This is a genomic window from Pseudomonas sp. SCPG-7, assembly GCF_002156405.1.
Classification (GTDB): Bacteria; Pseudomonadota; Gammaproteobacteria; order Pseudomonadales; family Pseudomonadaceae; genus Aquipseudomonas; species Aquipseudomonas parakoreensis.
Genome location: NZ_MVOO01000008.1, coordinates 243,297 through 264,324 on the forward strand (window position 1 = coordinate 243,297; position 21,028 = coordinate 264,324).

A 21,028-nucleotide genomic window follows, 5' to 3' on the forward strand; every position below is an offset into this window, starting at 1 on the left:
AATGGAGCCCGGATGCTAGAACTTGTAGCCGCTTTTATCTGCCTCACCACCCTTCTCACCTTCGTCAATTACCGCTTCATCGGCCTGCCGCCGACCATCGGCGTCATGGTCACCGCGCTGATGTTCTCCCTGTTGCTGCAAGGCCTGAGCGTGCTCGGCTACCCCGGCCTCGAAGAACGCGTGCAGCAACTGATCGGCCAGATCGACTTCGGCGACCTGCTGATGAACTGGATGCTGTCGTTCCTGCTGTTCGCCGGCGCCCTGCACGTCAACCTCAACGATTTGCGCAGCTATCGCTGGCCCATCGGCCTGCTGGCGACGTTCGGCGTGCTGATTGCCACCGCCGTGATCGGCAGCCTCGCCTATTACATTTTTGCCCTGTTCGGCTGGCACGTGAGCTTCCTCTACTGCCTGCTGTTCGGCGCGCTGATTTCGCCGACCGACCCGATCGCGGTACTCGGCGTACTGCGTACCGCCAATGCCTCGAAACCGCTGAAAACCACCATCGTCGGCGAGTCGTTGTTCAACGATGGCACGGCGGTCGTGGTGTTCACCGTGCTGCTGGGCATCGCTCAGTTGGGTGAGACGCCGACTCTCAGCGCCACGGCCATGCTGTTCGTTCATGAAGCCCTTGGCGGCGTGCTGTTCGGCGGGCTGATCGGTTATGGGGTGTACCGGATGATCAAAAGCGTCCAGCAGCATCAGATCACTGTGATGCTGACCCTGGCGCTGGTGATCGGCGGTTCGGCGATGGCCACCGAGCTGCACGTCTCGGCGCCGATTGCGATGGTGGTGGCCGGCCTGATCATCGGCAACCTGGGGCGCAACCTGGCGATGAACGACATGACCCGCAAGTACCTCGACGGCTTCTGGGAGCTGCTCGATGACATGCTCAATGCCCTGCTGTTCGCGCTGATCGGCATGGAGCTGTTGCTACTGCCGTTCAACTGGGCGCACGTGGCGGCGGCCAGTTTGCTGGCGCTGGCGATCCTGCTGTCGCGCCTGCTCACCGTGGCCCCGGCCATCGTTCTGCTGCGGCGTTGGCGCACAGTGCCACGCGGCACCATCCGCATCCTGACCTGGGGCGGTTTGCGCGGTGGCGTTTCGGTAGCACTGGCGCTGGCCCTGCCGCTGGGCCCGGAGCGCGATCTGCTGCTGAGCATAACCTACATTGTGGTGCTGTCGTCGATCCTGTTGCAGGGTCTGACCATCGGCAAACTGGTCAAGCACGCCACGCGTGACGAGCCGGCCACCACGGCCGAGCCCGCGCACCACTGATCATTTTCTGATCTGCTGCGGGTCAGGCTTTTCGGCCTGATCTGCAGCCCCTTTGGCCTTGCCTGTTTCCTTTGGCGCACCGCTTTCGCTGCGGATCTGCGCATGGCTGATCAGGGCAAAGATGCAACTGCCGCCGATGATATTCCCCGCCAGCGTCGGACCGGCAAACACCATCCAGAAATCACTCCACGGCAACTCGCCGGCAAACACCAGGTACGAGACTTCTGCCGAACCGACCACGATGTGGGTGAAGTCGCCCAACGCCATCAGATAAGTGATGAGGATGATGATCCACATCTTCGCGCTCTCCATGGACGGGATCATCCAGACCATGGTGGCGATCATCCAGCCGGAGACGATGCCCTTGGCGAACATCTGGCTGGCGTGGTTCTCCATGACCTTGCGGCCGATTTCAAGGAAGGCGTGATCGGTCTTGGTGTCAAAGATCGGCAGCTCGAGCATCACGTACGCCACCAGAATCGTCCCGCACAAATTGCCGAACAGGACGACGCCCCACAAGCGGATCAACCGGCCAAAATTGGCCAGGGTCGGTTTGGTCATCACCGGGAGGACGGCGGTCAGGGTGTTTTCGGTAAACAGTTGCTGGCGGGCAAGAATCACCGCGAGGAAACCGGCACAGTAGCCGAAACTGGCAATGACCTTGAATTCGTCGCCCTCGGGCAGGCGTGAATTGAGCAGGCCCATGCCCATCAGCGACAGGCCCATGGTCAATCCGGCCGCGAGCGCCGACCACCACAACGCGGCGATGCTGCGCTCCAGTTCCTGATCGCCCTGAGTGCGGATGATTTCATGCAGAACCGCTGCGCGAGGCGGCTGGTTTTTCTCGACTTCATGTTGTTCATCGGTCGAGAGATTGGGGGTCTTGCCGTCTGTCGGGGTGGTCATGGCGTGGGAACCGGGTGGGGGCTTTTAGCTACGACCCTTGCCGTTCGGAATACGTTCTGTAGGAGCTGCCGAAGGCTGCGATCTTTTGATGTTGCTCGACCAAAACAAAGTCAAAAGACCGCAGCCTTCGGCAGCTCCTACAGGGCTTGCATTACTTGGTGACGAGCTCATCTTCCTTGAACTGATCTTTGACGTACTTGATCTCGGTCCGCCCGTGCGGCGCCGGCAGGCCGTCTTCGCCGAGGTTGACGAAGACCATCTTCTCGACCGTGAGGATGCTCTTGCGGGTGATCTTGTTGCGTACTTCGCAGGTCAGGGTGATCGAGGTGCGGCCGAACTCGGTGGCGGTGATGCCCAGTTCGATGATGTCGCCCTGGCGCGAGGCGCTGACGAAGTTGATTTCGGAAATGTACTTGGTCACCACGCGCTGATTGCCCAACTGGACGATCGCGTAGATCGCCGCCTCTTCGTCGATCCAGCGCAGCAGGCTGCCGCCGAACAGGGTGCCGTTGGGGTTCAGGTCTTCGGGTTTTACCCATTTGCGGGTGTGGAAATTCATGTTCACTCCTGAGCGTTTGCCGAAAGATGGCGCCATCTTGGCAGACCGGGCGGTCAGGCTCCATGAGCCTTCTACTATGGTCGCTATTAACGATCTTCATCTGGCCGACAGAAACCCTTTGGAAGATCAGTCTAGACGGCTATAATCGCCCCCGTTTCAAAACGGTAACCTTCACTTGCTACCGTTTTCCCGCCACCTGTCCGAGGGGCGCTGCAGCAGGATCAACCTGTCAGGCTCGGATGGGGCGTTGACTGGCCACGGCCGGACACTAAACGCACAACGGCGCCCATTCGCATACATTACGAATGGAGGCTCTTCATGAGCGCTGTTATCACGCCTGCAGATTTTAACGATTACAAAGTTGCCGACATGTCCCTGGCTGCCTGGGGCCGTCGCGAAACCATCATCGCCGAGTCGGAAATGCCGGCCCTCATGGGTCTGCGCCGCAAGTACGCCTCCGAGCAGCCACTCAAGGGCGCGAAAATTCTCGGCTGCATCCACATGACCATTCAGACTGCCGTGCTGATCGAAACCCTGGTTGCCCTGGGTGCCGAAGTACGCTGGTCGTCCTGCAACATTTTCTCGACTCAGGATCAGGCCGCTGCGTCCATCGCTGCCGCCGGCATCCCGGTTTTCGCCTGGAAAGGCGAGACTGAAGAAGAGTACGAGTGGTGCCTGGAGCAGACCATCCTGAAAGATGGCCAGCCATGGGACGCCAACATGATCCTCGACGACGGCGGCGACCTGACTCAGCTGCTGCACGACAAGTACCCACAAGTACTGGATCGCGTTCACGGCGTGACCGAAGAGACTACCACTGGCGTTCACCGCCTGCTGGACATGCTGGCCAAGGGCGAGCTGAAAATCCCTGCGATCAACGTCAACGACTCGGTGACCAAGTCCAAGAACGACAACAAGTACGGCTGCCGTCACAGCCTGAACGATGCGATCAAGCGTGGTACCGACCACCTGCTGTCCGGCAAGCAAGCGCTGGTCATCGGTTACGGTGACGTGGGCAAGGGCTCCGCCCAGTCCCTGCGTCAGGAAGGCATGATCGTCAAGGTTTCCGAAGTTGACCCGATCTGCGCCATGCAGGCCTGCATGGACGGTTTCGAACTGGTTTCGCCGTTCATCGACGGTATCAACGACGGCACCGAAGCGAGCATCGACAAAGCGCTGCTGGGCAAGATCGACCTGATCGTGACCACCACCGGTAACGTCAACGTTTGCGACGCGAACATGCTCAAAGCCCTGAAGAAGCGCGCTGTTGTCTGCAACATCGGCCACTTCGACAACGAAATCGACACCGCTTTCATGCGCAAGAACTGGGCGTGGGAAGAAGTGAAGCCACAGGTTCACAAGATCCACCGTACCGGCCCGGGCGCGTTCGATGCACAGAACGATGACTACCTGATCCTGCTGGCCGAAGGCCGTCTGGTGAACCTGGGCAACGCCACCGGTCACCCGAGCCGCATCATGGACGGCTCGTTCGCCAACCAGGTACTGGCGCAGATCTTCCTGTTCGGTCAGAAGTACGCCGACCTGTCGCCAGCCCAGAAAGCCGAGCGTCTGACCGTTGAAGTACTGCCGAAGAAACTCGACGAAGAAGTGGCCCTGGAAATGGTGCGCGGCTTCGGCGGCGTGGTCACTCAACTGACCAAGCAACAGGCTGACTACATCGGCGTGACCGTCGAAGGCCCGTTCAAGCCGCACGCTTACCGCTACTGATTGGCTGAGCGTCGACGCGGTGTGCCTTGCGCACCGCGTTGCCTGACTGGCGCTGCTGACCGCTCTGTGTAGGAGCTGCCGCAGGCTGCGATCTTTTGATCTTCAAAGATCGCAGCCTGCGGCAGCTCCTACAGGAGTACAGCGTCCGGCTTACGTGTTTCCAAGGGTATGACCATGTCCCAAGACCGTCGCTACAGCTTCGAGTTCTTCCCGACCAAGACCGATGCTGGGCATGAAAAACTGCTCAACGTTGCCCGTCAGTTGGCAACGTACAACCCCGATTTCTTTTCCTGCACCTACGGCGCTGGCGGTTCGACCCGTGATCGCACCCTCAACACCGTTCTGCAGCTGGAAAGCGAAGTCAAAGTACCGGCCGCACCGCACTTGTCGTGCGTCGGCGACAGTAAAGACGACCTGCGCGGACTGCTGAACGAGTACAAGGCTGCCGGCATCAAGCGCATCGTCGCCCTGCGCGGTGACCTGCCGTCCGGCATGGGCATGACCAGCGGCGAGCTGCGTCACGCCAATGAACTGGTTGAATTCATTCGTGAAGAAACCGGTGATCATTTCCACATCGAAGTTGCCGCTTATCCGGAGATGCATCCGCAAGCGCGCAATTACGAAGACGATCTCGCCAACTTCGTGCGCAAGGCCCGCGCCGGCGCCGACAGCGCGATCACCCAGTACTTCTTCAACGCCGACAGCTACTTCTACTTTGTCGACCGTTTGCAGGCGCTGGGCGTGGACATTCCGGTGGTACCGGGGATCATGCCGATCACCAACTACAGCAAGCTGGCGCGTTTCTCCGATGCCTGCGGTGCGGAAATCCCGCGCTGGATCCGCAAGCAACTGGAAGCCTACGGCGACGACAGCCAGAGCATTCAGCGCTTCGGCGAGCAGGTTGTCAGCGAAATGTGCGAACGCCTGCTGCAAGGTGGCGCACCAGGGCTGCACTTCTATTCCATGAACCAGGCCGAGCCTAGTCTGGCGATCTGGAATAACCTGAAGTTGCCGCGCTAAAAAGCACCTAAGCAAAATCAAAAGATCGCAGCCTTCGGCAGCTCCTACAGGGGTGTCGCGGCTGCGATCTTTTGCTTTTGAATCCCCGAATTAGAGCTTGTGCAGGCACTTTCTGGCTCTTTCGCGTTTCTCGTCGTAATCTCAAGCCATGCCTTTGATCGCGCAATTATTCACGGTGCTGGTTTTTGCTTGCCTGAGCTTTGCCGCTCGGGGCGAGAAGTTGCGTATTGTCACCGAGCCATGGGCGCCGTACGTGTACGAAGAGGACGGCAAGAACCTCGGGCTGGATTACGAAACCACGGCCATCGTGTTCAAGCGTCTGGGGATCGAGGTCGAATGGCAATTTTTGCCGTGGAAACGTTGCCTGTCGATGCTCGAAACCGGTCAGGCTGACGGCGCACTGGACATCTTTCACAGCGACGAGCGCGACGCCACCCTGCTCTACCCCATCGAACCGCTGTCGGACGTCGAGTTCGTGATGTTCTACGCCAACGACCGGCCACACCCGTTCAGCAAACTCGAAGAACTCAAAGGCCTGACCATCGGCACCTCGCCGGGTTATCTGTACAGCCCTGACTTCAGCGAATCGACACTGTTCACCCGCGAACCGGCGCCAACCCACGAAGCCAACTTCGGCAAACTGCTGCGCGGGCGTATCGACTTGCTGATCACCGATCGCCGCGTCGGTCAGCATTTGCTCGATCAATTGAATATCCGCGATCAAATCAGCGAAAACCCTACAGTTATCAGCCGCCAGAGCCAATATCTGGCCGTTCGCCGCAATGCCGGGATGGATCTGCTGGTGGCGCGTTTTGGCGCCGAGCTCAAGCGCTTCAAGCGCGAACCGGCCTACGCCGAGCTCAGCGCACGCTACGGCGCAGCTCCGGTCGACGCCGCGCCAATGAGCAACGTCTCGGCCAGCCGCAAAACCGTTGAGCAGCAGGAAAGCAGCGCGCAGTGATTGCTCTGTTATACTCCGGCGTTCCCGCCAGGCTCACGCCCGGACGCCCGGAACCGTAACAGGCCTCCAGTCCCGCTACAGCGCAGCTTTTCAGCCCGCGCGAGCGCTCCTGACGTGCCTTCGAGACCGCAGCAGGACCGGACGGGATCGCGTCCTCTTAAACGCGATTCGCGCCAGGCAAGACTCCCATTGGGCCAAGCCCTAACTAAAACAGGATTACTCATGTCCTTTGCTTCCCTCGGTCTCTCCGAGGCTTTAGTCCGTGCCATCGAAGATGCGGGCTATACCGAGCCTACTCCGGTGCAACAGCGGGCCATTCCCGCCGTGTTGCAAGGTCGCGACCTGATGGTTGCGGCACAGACAGGTACCGGTAAAACCGGCGGTTTCGCCCTTCCGATCCTGGAGCGGTTGTTCCCCAACGGTCACCCGGACAAATCCCAGCGTCACGGCCCGCGCCAACCGCGCGTCCTGGTCCTGACCCCGACCCGCGAACTCGCGGCCCAGGTTCACGAGAGCTTCAAGATCTACGCCCGTGACCTGAAATTCGTCAGCGCCTGCATCTTTGGCGGCGTCGGCATGAACCCGCAAGTCCAGGCCATGTCCCGTGGCGTTGACGTGCTCGTCGCCTGCCCGGGTCGCCTGCTTGACCTCGCCGGCCAAGGCAGCGTTGACCTGTCCCACGTCGAAATCCTCGTCCTCGACGAAGCCGACCGCATGCTCGACATGGGTTTCGTGCACGATGTGAAGAAAGTCCTCGCGCGTCTGCCGGCCAAGCGTCAGAACCTGCTGTTCTCGGCGACCTTCTCCAAAGACATCACCGATCTGGCCGGCAAACTGCTGCACAACCCGGAACGCATCGAAGTCACGCCGCCGAACACCACGGTCGAGCGCATCGAGCAACGCGTGTTCCGTCTGCCGGCCAGCCACAAGCGTGCGCTGCTGGCGCACCTGATCACCGCCGGCGCCTGGGAACAGGTGCTGGTGTTCACCCGCACCAAGCACGGCGCCAACCGTCTGGCCGAATACCTGGACAAACACGGCCTGCCGGCTGTGGCGATCCACGGCAACAAAAGCCAGAACGCCCGCACCAAAGCCCTGGCCGACTTCAAGGCCGGTGAAGTGCGCATTCTGGTAGCGACCGACATCGCTGCTCGCGGTCTGGACATCGACCAGTTGCCACACGTGGTCAACTTCGAGCTGCCGAACGTCGATGAAGACTACGTACACCGTATCGGCCGTACTGGCCGCGCCGGTCGTTCGGGCGAGGCGATCTCGCTGGTCGCGCCGGACGAAGAAAAACTGCTGAAAAGCATCGAACGCATGACCAAGCAGAAAATCGCCGACGGCGACCTGATGGGCTTCGATGCCAGCACCATCGAGGCCGAGAAGCCTGAAGTGCGCGAGCGTCCGGACATGCGCAACCCGCGCAACTCCCGCGGTCCGCGTGGCGACGGTCCGAATGGCGGCGGCGGTGGCGGCGGTCGCAAGGACAAAGGCAAAGACAAGGGCAAGGAAAAACCGGCCGGCGAACGCGGCGAGCGCCCTGCCCGCCAGCAGAAACCCCGTGAAGGCACGCCGAGCCGCGAACAGCGTCCGAGCCAGCCACCACGCGCGGCGGCTGATCGTGCACCGGACGAGTTCCTCGACGACGATATCGATAACTTTGGTAACCGCGTTGACTACGTGCCCAAAGCCGCTCCGGCCGGTGGTCGTGGTCGCCGTCCGGGCGCGCCAGGCCAGGGCGCAGGTGCCGGCGCACCTCGCGGCGGTCAGTCGCAAGGTCGCCAGAACGGCCCGCGTAACAGCAACGGTTCGAGCACCGGCACCCCGCCGGGCAAACGCAACGGCCCGCGCAACGGTGCTCCGCGTGATGGCCAGGGCCGTCGTGACGAGTCCTCGCGCAACCGCCGTCCGGCTCGCGACGATCAGCAACGCGCCGAACCGGCCGTGCAGAACCCGCGCAGCACCGGGCCGAAGATCATGCACAAGGAATCGAAAGCCGACCGCTTCCCGACGCCTGAGCAGCTCGATCAACTGCCGACCCGCCCGCGCGGTGAAAAACCAGCCTTGCTGACCCGCAATCGCTGAGTTATCGCAGCCATGAAAAATGCCCCGGTTCGAAAGAACCGGGGCATTTTTTATGGATGTCCCAGAACCCGCTTTCTGTAGGAGCTGCCGAAGGCTGCGATCTTTTGAGGTTGGTTTTTCCAGGATCAAAAGATCGCAGCCTTCGGCAGCTCCTACAGGGATTCGGGTTGTGGCGGGCAATAAAAAACGCCCCCGGCCTTACGACCGGGGGCGTTTTAGTGTGGCAGCGAAGTTATTTCGCTTTCACACCTTCGAACGAGATGTACAGGTCGACGTTGTCGGACTGTGGACCCAGGTCCATCATCTTGCCGAAATCAGAACGCTTGATGCTGGTAGTACCTTCGAAGCCGGCACGGTAGCCGCCCCATGGATCCTTGCCTTCGCCCAGGAACACGGCCTTGACCACGATTGGCTTGGTCACGCCGTGCAGGGTCAGGTCGCCGGTCACGTCAGCCGTGTCTTTGCCAGCGGCGTTCTTGCCGGTGGATTTGACGCTGGTGGAGACGAACTTGGCGTCAGCGTATTTGCCCACGTCCAGGAAGTCTTTGCTGGCGATGTGCTTGTCGCGCTCGGCGTGGTTGGTGAACACGCTGGCGGTCTTCACGTTGAATTCGATTTTGCTGTCTTCAGGCTTGGCAGCGTCAAAGCTGAACTTGCCGTCGATGTCCTTGAAGGTACCGGTGATGTAGCTGTAGCCCAGGTGGCTGATCTTGAAGTCGACGAAAGCGTGCTGGCCTTCCTTGTCGACGGTGTAATCAGCAGCCATCACGTTCGCGGACAGTACGGCCGAACCGATTGCCAGAGCGGCCAGAGTCTTTTTCAACATGCTTTCTTTTCCTTTGAGTCGAGGTTGAATTTCAGGATTTGCGACCGAGCATTCGCGTCAGGGTCGCATCACGATCGATAAAGTGGTGCTTCAATGCTGCCAACGCATGGAGACCGGAAAAAATTACCAGCGCCCACGCCAGCCAGAGATGAATCACCCCAGCGGTATCTGCCTGATCCGGTAGCCCGGAAACCAGTGCAGGCACTTCAAACAGACCAAACACCGGAATCCCGACACCGTCTGCGGTGGAAATCAGGTAACCGGCAAGCATCACAGCGAACAGCCCGACGTACAGAAACCCGTGGCCGAATTTGGCGCCGAGGCGGGTCATGCGGCTGTAGCTTTGCAGCGTCGGTGGCGGTGGGCTGATAAAGCGCCACAACACCCGCAACACCATCACACCCAGCAGCACCAGACCGATGCTCTTGTGCAGATCCGGCGCGTCTTTGCGCCAGCTGCTGTAGTAATCCAGCCCCACCATCCACAGACCCAGCGCAAACAGTCCGAAGACCGCCAGCGCCACGCCCCAGTGCATGAAGATGCTGACCCAACCATAGCGTGAAGCAGAGTTACGTAGCTGCATTGCCCAAATCCTGTGAGAACTGCGAACCAAGACTAGCGAGTTATCTATCGAATTAAAGCGGAAAATTTTGCTTTGAAATATCGAGAAATACGATCAAGAGTCTGCAAGTGGCTTGTTAAGGAAAGATTAAACGGGAAAAGTGTGGCGGGATGTCAGGTGGAAGATCCTGATGATGTGCTGTATGAACAGGCCTCATCGCGGGCAAGCCCGCACACAGTGGACAATAGCGCACACAAACTCTGCGCCCACCGCAAAATCTGTGGGAGCGGGCTTGCCCGCGATGAGGTTCTCACAGGCAATAAAAAAGCGCGGCCGGAGCCGCGCTTTTCATTCACCGCAAAGCCTTACTGCGCTTTGCTGTCCGGGCCTGCCGCCGGAGCCGGCACTGCAGCCGGTTTCGCCGCTGGCTTCTTCGCCGGCTCAGCCTTTTTCGCCGCAGGCTTGGCCGGGGCCTTTTTCGCGTCGGTTTTCGCTGCTGGCTTCTTCGCCGCAGGCTTGGCTGGCGCTTTCTTCGCCGGCTCGGTTTTCACCGGAGCAGCGGGTTTCGGCGCTTCCACCGGAGCTGGCGCAGGTGCCGGAGCCGGTGCAGGCGCTGGAGTCACTGGCGCTGGAGCCGGCTCAGGTGCCTTCGTAGGCTCTGGCTTCTTCTCGTCGTCCGAACCGCCAAACAGGTTGCTGAAGAAGTTACCTTTCTTCGCCGCCACGGCACCCGCCGCGCCCGCCGCTGCTGCAGCCGGAACCACTTTGACCGGCTCAAACGACTTGCCGGCGGCCAGGTCTTCAACCTGACTGGCCGCACGCTGACCGGTGCGCAGCGCACCTTCCAGGGTGCCCGGATACAGGGTGTCGGTGTGCTCGCCCGCGAAGGTCACGCGTTGCAGCGGACGCTCCCACAGGCGCCAGAACTTGCTGATCTGGCCCGGACCGTAAGCCAGGTAAGCGCCGCCCATCGACGGATCGGTGCTGTAACGACGGATTTCATAACCGGTGAACGAGCCACGGGCCTGTGGATAAAAAGCGTGCAGACGGATCAGCACCTGATCGACCATCTGCTTGTCGCCGAACGCCTGCATCACGCGGGCGTTGTCGCCGGACAGGTTGATCACCACATTGGCGCCGCCCTTCAGCGCCGGCTCGATCCAGAGCATGCCGAGGCCGGCGTTGCTGTAGATCTCACCGGACATGCGCGCCTTGCTTTCCCACACCGGCGTCTTGAACTTCAACATGATCTGGTCGCGCCAGCCGTAGTTGGTGCCCTTGATCGCGGCCAGATGCTGGGCGTCCAGTGCCGGGGTCAGCGCAATCTTGTTCAGCGCGCGCAGCGGCACGGCCAGCACCACGTAATCAGCCTGGTAGCCGACACTGCCGACCTTGACGGTCACGCCGTCCTTGTCCTGAGTGATCGCCGACACCGGCGAGTTGGTTTTGATGGTCTTGATCTGCTTGACGAAGGCCTGGGCCAGTACCTGGCTGCCGCCGACCAGACGCGAAGCACGCAGGTCGCGGTCGGAGACGCCGCGATACACGCGGTTCTGCTGGGCGAAATACAGCAGCGACAGGCGCGAAGGCTCGTCGTAGTGGGTGCGGATGTCCTGGTTGATCAACTGACGCGCGGTGGCCGGCAGGTTCTGCTTGTCGAGCCAGCTCGACACGTTGATCTGGTCCAGCGCATGCAGGGTGTTGGTCGCGGCCGGGTTCTGCGGGTCGTCGATCGAACGGGCCAGATCGTCGAGGGTTTTCTGATAGCGCTTCAAGGCATCGGCGGTGGCCGGTTGCTTGGTCGCCAGATCGGCTGCGGAGAAATACTCGCCGTCGATCAGATAACCCGGGGTACGCACGAATTCAGGGGCCGGCGTGGTGCTCAGCTTGAAGGTCGAGACGTATTTGTTCAGCACCGGCTGGGTCTTGTCGTTGCCGATCCACTCGCTGGTGGCCATGCCCGAGCGACCGCCCAGGCTCGGTTTGGCTTCCAGCAGGGTCACCTGCCAGCCCTTGTTTTGCAGCTCGTAAGCCGCGGTCAGGCCCGACAGGCCGCCGCCGATCACGATTGCGGTTTTATCCTTGGCCAGCGCCGTAACGCTGAACAGCCCCAACATCACCAGCGCACAGGCGCGCAGCCAACCGACAGACATTCAGCGAACTCCGGAAATACACGTAGGAAAAAGCAGTTTTTGCGGGTCAGACGACCCAAGAACCGCGAAGAATACGTCAGCCATCAAAACGCCGCCAGCGACGTCTATCGGCCCATACAAAGTAGCTCAATCGACACAATGGGTTGTTCCGACGCGATGCATTGCATAGGCTTGCGCGATTGTTTGCCCGCGCCTGACGCGAGCCGCCTCGAGGAGACTGTAAATGGGCCTGAATAACCAGTGGATGCAACGCGACCTCGCGGTGTTGTGGCATCCCTGCACCCAGATGAAAGACCACGAACAGCTGCCGCTGATCCCGATCAAGCGCGGTGAAGGCGTGTGGCTCGAAGACTTCGAAGGCAAGCGCTACCTCGACGCCGTCAGCTCCTGGTGGGTCAACGTGTTCGGCCACGCCAACCCGCGCATCAACCAGCGCATCAAGGATCAGGTCGATCAGCTGGAGCACGTGATTCTCGCCGGTTTCAGCCATCAACCGGTGATCGAGCTGTCCGAGCGCCTGGTGAAGATGACCCCGCAAGGCCTGAACCGGGTGTTCTACGCCGATAACGGTTCGTCCTGCATCGAAGTCGCGCTGAAAATGAGCTTTCACTACTGGCTCAACCGTGGCCAGCCGAACAAGAAGCGCTTCGTCACCCTGACCAACAGCTACCACGGCGAAACCATGGCGGCGATGGCGGTCGGTGACGTGCCGCTGTTTACCGAAACCTACAAAGCGCTGCTGATGGACACCATCAAGGTGCCGAGCCCGGATTGCTACCTGCGCCCCGAAGGCATGAGCTGGGAAGAACATTCGCGCAACCTGTTCGCCGCCATGGAACAGACGTTGGCAGAGCATCATGACAGCGTGGCGGCAGTTATCGTCGAACCGTTGATTCAAGGCGCCGGCGGCATGCGCATGTATCACCCGGTGTACCTCAAGCTGCTGCGCGAAGCCTGCGACCGTTACGGCGTGCACCTGATTCACGACGAAATCGCTGTTGGCTTCGGCCGCACCGGCACGATGTTCGCCTGTGAACAGGCTGGCATCCGTCCGGACTTCCTCTGCCTGTCCAAGGCCCTGACCGGCGGCTACCTGCCACTGGCGGCGTGCCTGACCACCGACGAGGTCTACAGCGCGTTCTACGACGACTACCCGACCCTGCGCGCCTTTCTCCACTCGCACAGCTACACCGGCAACCCGCTGGCCTGTGCGGCGGCGCTGGCGACGCTGGATATCTTCGAACAGGACAACGTCATCGAGAACAACCAGGCGCTGGCACGGCGCATGGCCTCGGCCACTGCGCATCTGGTTGATCACCCGAACGTCTCCGAAGTGCGGCAGACCGGCATGGTCCTGGCCATCGAGATGGTCAAGGATAAAGCCACCAAAGAGGCCTACCCTTGGCAGGAACGTCGCGGCCTGAAGGTGTTCCAGCATGCGCTGGAGCGTGGCGCGCTGCTGCGCCCGCTGGGCAGCGTGGTGTATTTCCTGCCGCCGTACGTGATCACCCCGGAGCAGATCGACTTCCTCGCCGAAGTCGCCAGCGAAGGCATCGACATCGCCACGCGTGACAGCGTCAGCGTGGCGGTGCCGAAGGATTTCCACCCGGGCTTCCGTGATCCGGGCTGATCTATTTCACTTAAGCTTCAGCGGTGACCGGAGTACCGTCATCGCTGGCAAGCCAGCTCCCACAGGTCCTGCGCAAAACCCTGTGGGAGCTGGCTTGCCAGCGATGGGGCCGCCAGACTTTTACAAATTTTACAGAGACCCCGCATGAGACTGTCCCGCTTCTTTATCGACGCCCCCCTGAGCACCGGCGAACACGAACTGCCGGAAGCCCAGGCGCATTACATCAGCCGCGTGCTGCGCATGGCCGAGGGCGATGCGGTGCAGTTGTTCGACGGTTCCGGCCATGAGTTTCGCGGCTCGCTGGTGGAAGTCGGCAAGAAGCGCGTCGTCGTACAGATCGACGAGCAGTTCGCCGGGCAGATTGAATCGCCGCTGCAGATCCACCTCGGCCAAGGCCTGTCCCGGGGCGAACGGATGGACTGGGCGATCCAGAAAGCCACCGAACTGGGCGTGAGCGAAATCACCCCGATCTTCAGCGACCGCTGCGAAGTGCGCCTGAAGGACGAACGCGCCGACAAACGCCTGCTGCACTGGCGTCAGGTGGCGATCAGCGCTTGCGAGCAATGCGGTCGTTCGCGGGTTCCGGTGATTCATCCACCGGTGCTGCTGGCGGACTGGCTGAAACAGACCGAAGCCGAGCTGAAACTGGTGCTGCACCCGGTGGCCGAGCCGTTGGTCAGCCACGCCAAGCCTGGGACCCTGGCGTTCCTGATCGGACCCGAAGGCGGCTTGTCCGACGCCGAAGTCGAGCAAGCCAAATCCAACGGTTTCCACGCCGCCCGCCTCGGCCCACGCGTGCTGCGTACCGAGACTGCGCCGGTTGTGGCACTGGCGGTGGCGCAGCAACTGTGGGGTGATTTCTAACCCGTCACGGCACCGGATCACTGATCGGTTTGGCGATGATTGCCTTGAGTTCGCTGGTCATCGGGAACTCAAGGTTCAAGCCTTTCGGCGGGATCGGCTGTTCGAACCACTTACGGTAGATCCCGTTGATCTCCCCCGAACTGTACAGATCGGCCAGCGCGCCGTTCACCAGCGCGAGGAATGGCGGATCATCCTTGCGCACCATGCAGCTGTAGATTTCCCGCGATTGTTCCTCCCCCACCACGACCCAGTTGTGCGGGTCCCGCGCCTTAGCCCGCTCGCCGTAGAGCAATGCGTCGTCCATGTAGAAGGCCGCTGCCCGTCCCGATTGCAGCATCTGGAACGCCTCGCCGTGATCCTTGGCGCTGATCACGAACATGTTCAGTTTGTGGTCAAGGTTGTAGCTCTTCAGATAGCGCTCGTTGGTGGTGCCGGCGGTGGTCACCACGTTCTTGCCGCGCAGGTCATCGAAGCGGTGGATGCCGCTGTCCTTTGCGGTCAGCAACTGCCCTTTGACGTAGATGAAACCGTAGGAGAACGCGACCTGTTTCTGCCGCTCGGCCGTCACCCCGGTGGAGCCGCACTCAAGATCAACCGTGCCGTTCTGCACCAGCGGAATCCGCGTCTGCGACGTCACCAGGTTGTACTTCACCTTCAGCTCCGGCAACGCCAGTTGCTGCTTGATCCGCTCGACAATCTTGCCCGCCAGCTCCACCGAATACCCCATCGGCTGCCCGGTGTGATCGCCCACATACGAGAACGGCACCGACGCATCGCGATAGCCCAGGGTGATGCTGTTGGCGCTGGCGATCTTGCCAAGCGCGCCGGTCAGCGGCACTTCATTGGCCTGTGCCTGGGCGCCGATGAACAGCGCCAGTGTGCAGCCGAGCAACGTGATTTTTTGCATTGTTATTCTCCGTTGTGGTTGGGGTGTTTTAGCAGAAACTGTCACGCCGCACGGGGATTGAGCCCGTGCAGGTCAATGGATGTACGCTGCTGACCGATCAGTTCGCTGAGCAACTGCCCGCTGCCGCAGGCCAGGGTGAAACCGAGCGCGCCGTGGCCGAGGTTGAGCCACAGATTGCGATACGCCGTGGCGCCCAACAACGGTACGCCGGTGGGGGTGGCCGGGCGCATGCCCGCCCACTCCACAGCTGCGTCGTAATTGCCGGCATCGGGAAAGGTGTCGCGGGCCTGGCGCTTGATCAGTGCCAACCGCTCGGGATCTACCGCCGGGTCGAAACCGACGATGTCGACCATCGCCGCCACCCGTAACTGTTCGCCGATGCGCGCGTAGACGATCTTGCGGTCGTAGTCGGTGATGCTCACGTCCGGCGCCCGATGCTCATCGCCGATCGGCACGGTCAGGCTGTAACCCTTCAGCGGATACAGCGGCAGGCGCAGGCCGGGCAGCGCCAGCAAGGGGCTTCGGTGCCCGGCGGCGATCACCAGTTGTTCAACCGGCAGGGTTTCGTTGCCAAGCTCAATCGCCGTAACGACGCCGTGGCTGTGGCGAATGCCGGTGACTGCCTGACCGAGGCGAAACTCGCAGCGACCCGACGCCGTCAATCGCGCCGCCAACTGCTGGCAGAAGGCGTGACAGTCGCCGACTTCTTCATCCGGCGTGTAGATCGCGCCTACAAACGGCGCATCGGTCAGTGCCGGTTCCAGCTGCGCACATTCGGCGGCGGACAACACCTGTTGTTGCTGCGGACCGGCCAGGCCCTTGCGCGCATGGTCGAAGTTGCCGGCATTGCGGAAGGTCACCAGTTTGCCGTTGCGCCGCCAGTTGAAACCGATGAGCCCGTCATCCTCGCGCCAGCGTTTCAGCGTGCTCTGGCTGAACAGCGCCAGACGCAACAGATGCGCCGCGTTTTCCCGGTTGACCGAGGTGCGGCAGGCGGCGAGAAACGACGCCATCCAGCGCCACTGCGCCGGGTCCAGACGCGGGCGCAGCTTGAGCGGCGAGTCGCCGCGCAGCATCCAGCCGATCGCCTGCAACGGCACGCCGGCATCAGCCAGCGGCGCCACATAGCGGTAGGACAACTGGCCGCCGTTGGCGAAACTGGTTTCGCTGCCCAGCGACTGCCGCGCCTCGACCACAGTCACTTCGAAACCGTCGCGCACCAGCGCATAGGCCGTTGCCAACCCGATCACACCGCCGCCGATGATGCATACACGCTGAGCCATGTCCGTCCTTATTTCTATGTGAAGACGAGGCTGAGGTTAGGGTGAGGTGACAGGCGCCGAACAATGAATAAAGATGCCAGACCTATAAACAAAGGTTATGGACTCGCCATGCGCCTTCGCCACATCGAGATTTTCCAGGCCATCCGCCAGACCGGCTCGGTCAGCGCCGCTGCGCAATTGCTGCACGTCTCTCAGCCGGCGGTGACCAAAGTGCTGCAGCACGCCGAGCAGCAGTTGGGCTTTCCGTTGTTTCTGCGGGTGCGCGGTAAATTGCAGGCGACCCCGGAAGCGCTGGAGCTGGAGCGCGAAGTCGACAAGGTCACGGAAAGTCTGCAGGGCGTGCGGCGCCTGGCACAGAGCCTGCGCCGCGAACCCGGCCACAGCCTGCGGATCGGCGCGACTCCTGCGCTGGCGCTGTCGTTGCTGCCGCCGGCGATCCGGCAATGGACGGCACAGTTCCCGGACATCGCCTGCGAACTCTCCAGTGCCCACAGCCGCGAGCTGATGCAGAACTTGCTGATGCGCGAAGTGGACGTGGCCCTGACGTTGCAGTTGCCGGATCATCCGGGATTGAAGGCGCAGGCATTGGCCTCGGGCGTGTTGGTGGCGCTGGCGCCGAAAGGTTACTGGCCGGAGGAAGAAGCCGGTCAGCCGTTGCCGCTGATGGCGTTGGCGGGCGCACCGCTGATCGGGCTGTCCAGCGCCGACCCGCTGGCTGCCCGACTCGACAGCTACCTGGAAGCGGTCGAGCCACCGCCTCGCGTGCGGATCGCCGTGCAGACGTATTCGCTGGCGCGGGCGATGGTGGAGTCTGGCGCCGGGGTGGCGGTGATCGACCCTTTCACGGCACTCGGTGCTTCGCCGACCAGCACCGTAATCCGCCCGTTGGCGCCGCCCTTGCCGATCACGTTGTACGCAGTGACCCGCGCCACCGAACCGCCACCGCATACCCTCGGCGACTTGTTGCAGATATTCAGCAGACGCGCGCAGATACAACTGCAAACCCTGGTCCCTGTGGGAACTGGCTTGCCAGCGATTGCGGTGGCCCCATCAACACATGAGTGACTGACAGTCCGTCATCGCGGGCAAGCCCGCTCCCACAGGATTTGTGATGTTCTAAAGGACATAAAACAGAATCGCCACAAAGTGCAGCAGACTCCCGGCGATCACGAACAAATGCCAGATCCCGTGCGCATGCCGCAACCGGTGATCCAGGGCAAAAAAGATGATCCCCACGGTGTACAGAACGCCGCCCGACGCCAGCCAGGCAAAGCCTGCCGTGCCCAGCGCCGCGATCAACGGCTTGACCGCCACCAGCACGATCCAGCCCATCACCGCGTAGATCACGATCGACAGGATCCGTGCTTCCGAGCGTGGCTTGATCTCCTGCAGGATGCCGATCAGCGCCAGCCCCCAGACAATCCCGAACAACGTCCAGCCCCACGGCCCGCGCAACGTCACCAGGCAGAACGGCGTGTAGCTGCCGGCGATCAGCAGATAGATGGAAAAGTGATCGACCTTCTTCATGATCGCTTTCTTGCGCCCGCGCACGCTGTGGTACACGGTCGAGGCGCTGTAGAGCACCAGCAAGGTAAAGGCGTAGATCGCCACGCTGACGATCTTCCACGGACTGCCGTCGAGGCTGGCAATCACCAGCATCCACACGCCGCCGATAAATGCGGCCACGGCCCCGACCAGATGCGTCCAGGCGTTGAGTTTTTCCCCGTGATACATGTGTCGCTCACCTCAAGATTCGTTACCGCAACGCGCAAGGCTCGGGCCTTGAGCGTAAAAGCGCAATGTTTCCGTTTAAAAGATCAAAAGATCGCAGCCTCCGGCAGCTCCTACAAAGAGCGGCGCATACCGGGCACAATCGGTCGATACCAAAAAGAGTCCGCGCCATGCTGATCGACGAAGAATTGACCCTGAAAAAACTCGAGGTGTTCCTCGCCTTCATGCGCACCGGCAATCTGGCGCGTGCCGCAGCCGAGTTGCAGACCAGCAATGTCAGCGTGCACCGGGCGATCCATTCGCTGGAAAGCGCCCTGCGCTGCCCGCTGTTCAAGCATGAAGGGCGCAACCTGACGCCATTGGAAAGCGCCTACGTGCTCGAAGAACGCGCGCAGAAGCTGATCCAGGACGTGGTCGAGAGTGTGCGCCTGACCCGCGAGGCCGCCGGTTTCTCCGCTGAACGCTTCAAACTCGGCTCGCTGTACTCGCTGACGGTGAAAACCGTACCGCAACTGATCATGGGCCTGAAGATCCGCCGCAGCGAACTCAACATCGACCTGATCCTCGGCTCCAACATCGACCTGCTCTACAAGCTGAAGAACATGGAAGTCGATGCGATTCTGGTGTCGCTGGACGACACCGTCAGCGACCCGGACTGCGAGCAGATCCCGCTGTTCTCCGATGACATTTTCCTCGCCACGCCGGCAGATTCAAGATTCGCCCAACGCAGTGAAGTCGATCTGGCCGAGGTGCGCGACGAAACCTTTATCACCCTGACCCAAGGCTTCGCCACCCATCAGGACGGCATTCGGGTATTCAAGCAAGCGGGGTTCGAGCCGAAGGTGGCGATGCAGGTCAACGACATCTTCACCCTGCTGAGCATGGTCAGCTCCGGGGTCGGCTATGCGCTGCTGCCAGGAAGGATTGCGGCGGTGTACGAGAATCGGGTGAAGCTGATCCCGTTGCAGGAGAAGTACCGCTTGCAGCAGCACATTGGCGTGGTGTTCTTGAAGGCCAAGGAGCGCGATCCGAATCTGCTGGCGTTGCTGGCGGAGTGTCGGATGTATGCCAATCGCCAGGTTGGGATTTAGAGCAAAATCAAGATCAAGAGCTACCCCCTCACCCCAGCCCTCTCCCCCAAAGGGTAGAGGGGGAAAGGGAGCAGATCTTCATGGGTTTCAAGACCTGAGTTCGACTCAGGACTTTCAAGTCGGCATACCTCCAGCATCCAACTCGGTCAGTCCCCTCTCCCCCCGGGAGAGGGTTAGGGTGAGGGGCTTTTGATTTTCAGCCCACAATCCCGCGAACAATGAAGAACAACAGCGAAGGCCCCAGCAAGCACCCAAGCCCGGTGTGGAACGTCGCCGTCAATGCCCCATAAGGCACCAACCGCCGATCCGTCGCCGCCAGCCCCGCCGTCACCCCGCTCACCGTCCCGGCCAGACCACCGAACACCATCGCCGAACGCGGATTATCCAGGCCCATCCAGCGCGCCGCGACCGGCGTGCCGATCATCACCAGAATCGCCTTGATCAACCCGGTGGCAATCGACAGCGCCATCACATCCGAAGTCGCGCCAATCGCCGCGCCGGTCACCGGCCCGACGATGTAGGTCACCGCGCCCGCGCCGATGGTGGTCATGCTCACCGCATCGCGATAGCCGAAGGCCCAGGCCATGCACGCGCCGACAATGAACGGCAACACCGTACCGAGCAGCAGCGCGATCACGCCAATCAACCCGGCCTTCTTCGCCTCGGTCGCCTGCACTTCGAACGCCGTGGCGACAATCGCGAAATCCCGCAGCATCGCCCCGCCCATCAGGCCGATGCCGGAGAACAGCGTCAGATCCGCCAGGCCTTTTTGCCCGCCAGTCAGGGTGCCGCCGACCCAGGCCAGCACCAGACCGATGACGATGGCAATCGCCGAGCCATGAATGCGCCCGAAGGTCAGGCGTTTGGAGAGAATCACCGAGACCCACATGATCACGCCGACGAAAGCGAACGCGGTGATCAGGCCGTTGTGTTCCAGACCGTTTTCAATGAGTGCCCACATGTCAGCGACCTCCTACCGGGGTACCGACCGGGGTGACTTCCACCGGTTCGTCAGGCAATGGCTCACCTTTATGGGTGCGGCTGATCAGGGCAATCGTGCAGCCACAGACCAGCACCGAACCGATGGCCGCCAGCACCGCCACCGGGCCGCCGTGCAGGGCGGTGACGACGTTCTGTTGCGCGGCCATCGCCACCACCACCGGAATGTACATCGCGCCCCAGAAGCCGACGCCCATCTCGCAATCCTTGGTCATGCCGCCGCGTTTCTGCATCCACAACCGCGCGCAGATCAACAGGATCATGGCGATGCCGACCCCGCCGACGTTGGATTTGACGCCCAGCAACACGCCGAGCATGTCGCCCATGATCACCCCTGCCAGCGTACAGATCGCCAACAGCGCCACACCGTAAATAATCATTGTTGTAGTCCTCAAAGTGCATCGTCGAATGTTGTTTTTGTTGTTCGAAGCCTGAGTCGCGG

General features: G+C 61.4%; 19 protein-coding genes and 1 riboswitch. Of the genes, 9 read left to right on the top strand and 10 right to left on the bottom strand.

Annotated elements, in window-relative coordinates; genetic code table 11:
* Window positions 1-12 precede the first annotated feature (12 nt).
* On the top strand, window positions 13-1,278 hold the full coding sequence (locus tag B1722_RS17225; protein WP_086793619.1) for a sodium:proton antiporter: 1,266 nt from the start codon (window positions 13-15) through the stop codon (window positions 1,276-1,278).
* On the opposite strand, the gene B1722_RS17230 is transcribed toward B1722_RS17225, so the two are convergent.
* Both B1722_RS17230 and B1722_RS17235 read right to left on the bottom strand, forming a co-directional pair.
* A complete protein-coding gene (locus tag B1722_RS17230) occupies window positions 1,279-2,184 on the bottom strand; it encodes a formate/nitrite transporter family protein (protein ID WP_086793620.1) in 906 nt (301 codons plus the stop codon).
* Window positions 2,185-2,335: 151 nt separating this feature from the next.
* Complete coding sequence (locus B1722_RS17235) at window positions 2,336-2,743, bottom strand: acyl-CoA thioesterase (protein WP_003229043.1); 408 nt, start codon at window positions 2,741-2,743, stop codon at window positions 2,336-2,338.
* A gap of 196 nt (window positions 2,744-2,939) precedes the next feature.
* Window positions 2,940-3,038, top strand: a riboswitch (S-adenosyl-L-homocysteine riboswitch).
* A 23-nt stretch (window positions 3,039-3,061) separates the two neighbouring features.
* Here B1722_RS17235 and ahcY point away from each other — a divergent pair.
* From ahcY to B1722_RS17255, 4 genes are all read left to right on the top strand, one after another.
* Window positions 3,062-4,471 carry an adenosylhomocysteinase gene (ahcY, locus tag B1722_RS17240; RefSeq protein WP_007959684.1) on the top strand — a complete coding sequence of 470 codons (1,410 nt, stop codon included), beginning with the start codon at window positions 3,062-3,064 and terminating at the stop codon, window positions 4,469-4,471.
* Window positions 4,472-4,645: 174 nt separating this feature from the next.
* Window positions 4,646-5,491 (top strand): methylenetetrahydrofolate reductase [NAD(P)H], encoded by an 846-nt coding sequence (metF, locus tag B1722_RS17245; RefSeq protein ID WP_003229047.1) that lies wholly within the window; start codon window positions 4,646-4,648, stop codon window positions 5,489-5,491.
* Window positions 5,492-5,639: 148 nt separating this feature from the next.
* Window positions 5,640-6,452, top strand: coding sequence for an ABC transporter substrate-binding protein (locus B1722_RS17250; protein WP_041063457.1), 813 nt, complete (start codon window positions 5,640-5,642; stop codon window positions 6,450-6,452).
* A gap of 222 nt (window positions 6,453-6,674) precedes the next feature.
* A complete protein-coding gene (locus B1722_RS17255; protein WP_047297111.1) occupies window positions 6,675-8,540 on the top strand; it encodes a DEAD/DEAH box helicase in 1,866 nt (621 codons plus the stop codon).
* 232 nt (window positions 8,541-8,772) lie between these two features.
* Here B1722_RS17255 and B1722_RS17260 read toward each other — a convergent pair whose 3' ends face one another.
* From B1722_RS17260 to B1722_RS17270, 3 genes are all read right to left on the bottom strand, one after another.
* Complete coding sequence (locus tag B1722_RS17260; RefSeq protein ID WP_041063462.1) at window positions 8,773-9,366, bottom strand: YceI family protein; 594 nt, start codon at window positions 9,364-9,366, stop codon at window positions 8,773-8,775.
* 31 nt (window positions 9,367-9,397) lie between these two features.
* Complete coding sequence (locus B1722_RS17265) at window positions 9,398-9,949, bottom strand: cytochrome b (RefSeq protein ID WP_047297112.1); 552 nt, start codon at window positions 9,947-9,949, stop codon at window positions 9,398-9,400.
* A 344-nt stretch (window positions 9,950-10,293) separates the two neighbouring features.
* Window positions 10,294-12,081: a flavin monoamine oxidase family protein gene (locus B1722_RS17270; protein WP_086793623.1), complete on the bottom strand. Its 1,788-nt coding sequence runs from the start codon at window positions 12,079-12,081 to the stop codon at window positions 10,294-10,296.
* 223 nt (window positions 12,082-12,304) lie between these two features.
* On the opposite strand from B1722_RS17270, the gene B1722_RS17275 reads away from it, so the two are divergent.
* Both B1722_RS17275 and B1722_RS17280 read left to right on the top strand, forming a co-directional pair.
* Complete coding sequence (locus tag B1722_RS17275; RefSeq protein WP_086793625.1) at window positions 12,305-13,711, top strand: adenosylmethionine--8-amino-7-oxononanoate transaminase; 1,407 nt, start codon at window positions 12,305-12,307, stop codon at window positions 13,709-13,711.
* A gap of 144 nt (window positions 13,712-13,855) precedes the next feature.
* Complete coding sequence (locus B1722_RS17280) at window positions 13,856-14,575, top strand: 16S rRNA (uracil(1498)-N(3))-methyltransferase (protein ID WP_086793627.1); 720 nt, start codon at window positions 13,856-13,858, stop codon at window positions 14,573-14,575.
* A gap of 4 nt (window positions 14,576-14,579) precedes the next feature.
* Here the strand turns inward: B1722_RS17280 and B1722_RS17285 are convergent, their stop codons facing one another.
* Together B1722_RS17285 and B1722_RS17290 are read right to left on the bottom strand one after the other, a co-directional pair.
* Window positions 14,580-15,482 (bottom strand): transporter substrate-binding domain-containing protein, encoded by a 903-nt coding sequence (locus B1722_RS17285; protein ID WP_086793628.1) that lies wholly within the window; start codon window positions 15,480-15,482, stop codon window positions 14,580-14,582.
* 41 nt (window positions 15,483-15,523) lie between these two features.
* Window positions 15,524-16,765 carry a D-amino acid dehydrogenase gene (locus B1722_RS17290; protein ID WP_086793630.1) on the bottom strand — a complete coding sequence of 414 codons (1,242 nt, stop codon included), beginning with the start codon at window positions 16,763-16,765 and terminating at the stop codon, window positions 15,524-15,526.
* Between the two features lie 108 nt (window positions 16,766-16,873).
* On the opposite strand from B1722_RS17290, the gene B1722_RS17295 reads away from it, so the two are divergent.
* Entirely contained in the window at window positions 16,874-17,830 is a 957-nt protein-coding gene (locus B1722_RS17295) for a LysR family transcriptional regulator (RefSeq protein WP_086793632.1), read from the top strand.
* Window positions 17,831-17,881: 51 nt separating this feature from the next.
* On the opposite strand, the gene B1722_RS17300 is transcribed toward B1722_RS17295, so the two are convergent.
* The gene (locus tag B1722_RS17300) at window positions 17,882-18,499 is read right to left on the bottom strand and encodes a hemolysin III family protein (protein ID WP_007964065.1); all 618 of its coding nucleotides are present in this window, start codon (window positions 18,497-18,499) and stop codon (window positions 17,882-17,884) included.
* A 167-nt stretch (window positions 18,500-18,666) separates the two neighbouring features.
* On the opposite strand from B1722_RS17300, the gene B1722_RS17305 reads away from it, so the two are divergent.
* Entirely contained in the window at window positions 18,667-19,587 is a 921-nt protein-coding gene (locus B1722_RS17305; protein WP_041063477.1) for a LysR substrate-binding domain-containing protein, read from the top strand.
* Window positions 19,588-19,783: 196 nt separating this feature from the next.
* Here B1722_RS17305 and madM read toward each other — a convergent pair whose 3' ends face one another.
* A complete protein-coding gene (madM, locus tag B1722_RS17310) occupies window positions 19,784-20,548 on the bottom strand; it encodes a malonate transporter subunit MadM (protein ID WP_041063479.1) in 765 nt (254 codons plus the stop codon).
* A 1-nt stretch (window position 20,549) separates the two neighbouring features.
* Window positions 20,550-20,966: a malonate transporter subunit MadL gene (gene madL / locus B1722_RS17315; RefSeq protein ID WP_027610595.1), complete on the bottom strand. Its 417-nt coding sequence runs from the start codon at window positions 20,964-20,966 to the stop codon at window positions 20,550-20,552.
* Window positions 20,967-21,028: the final 62 nt, after the last annotated feature.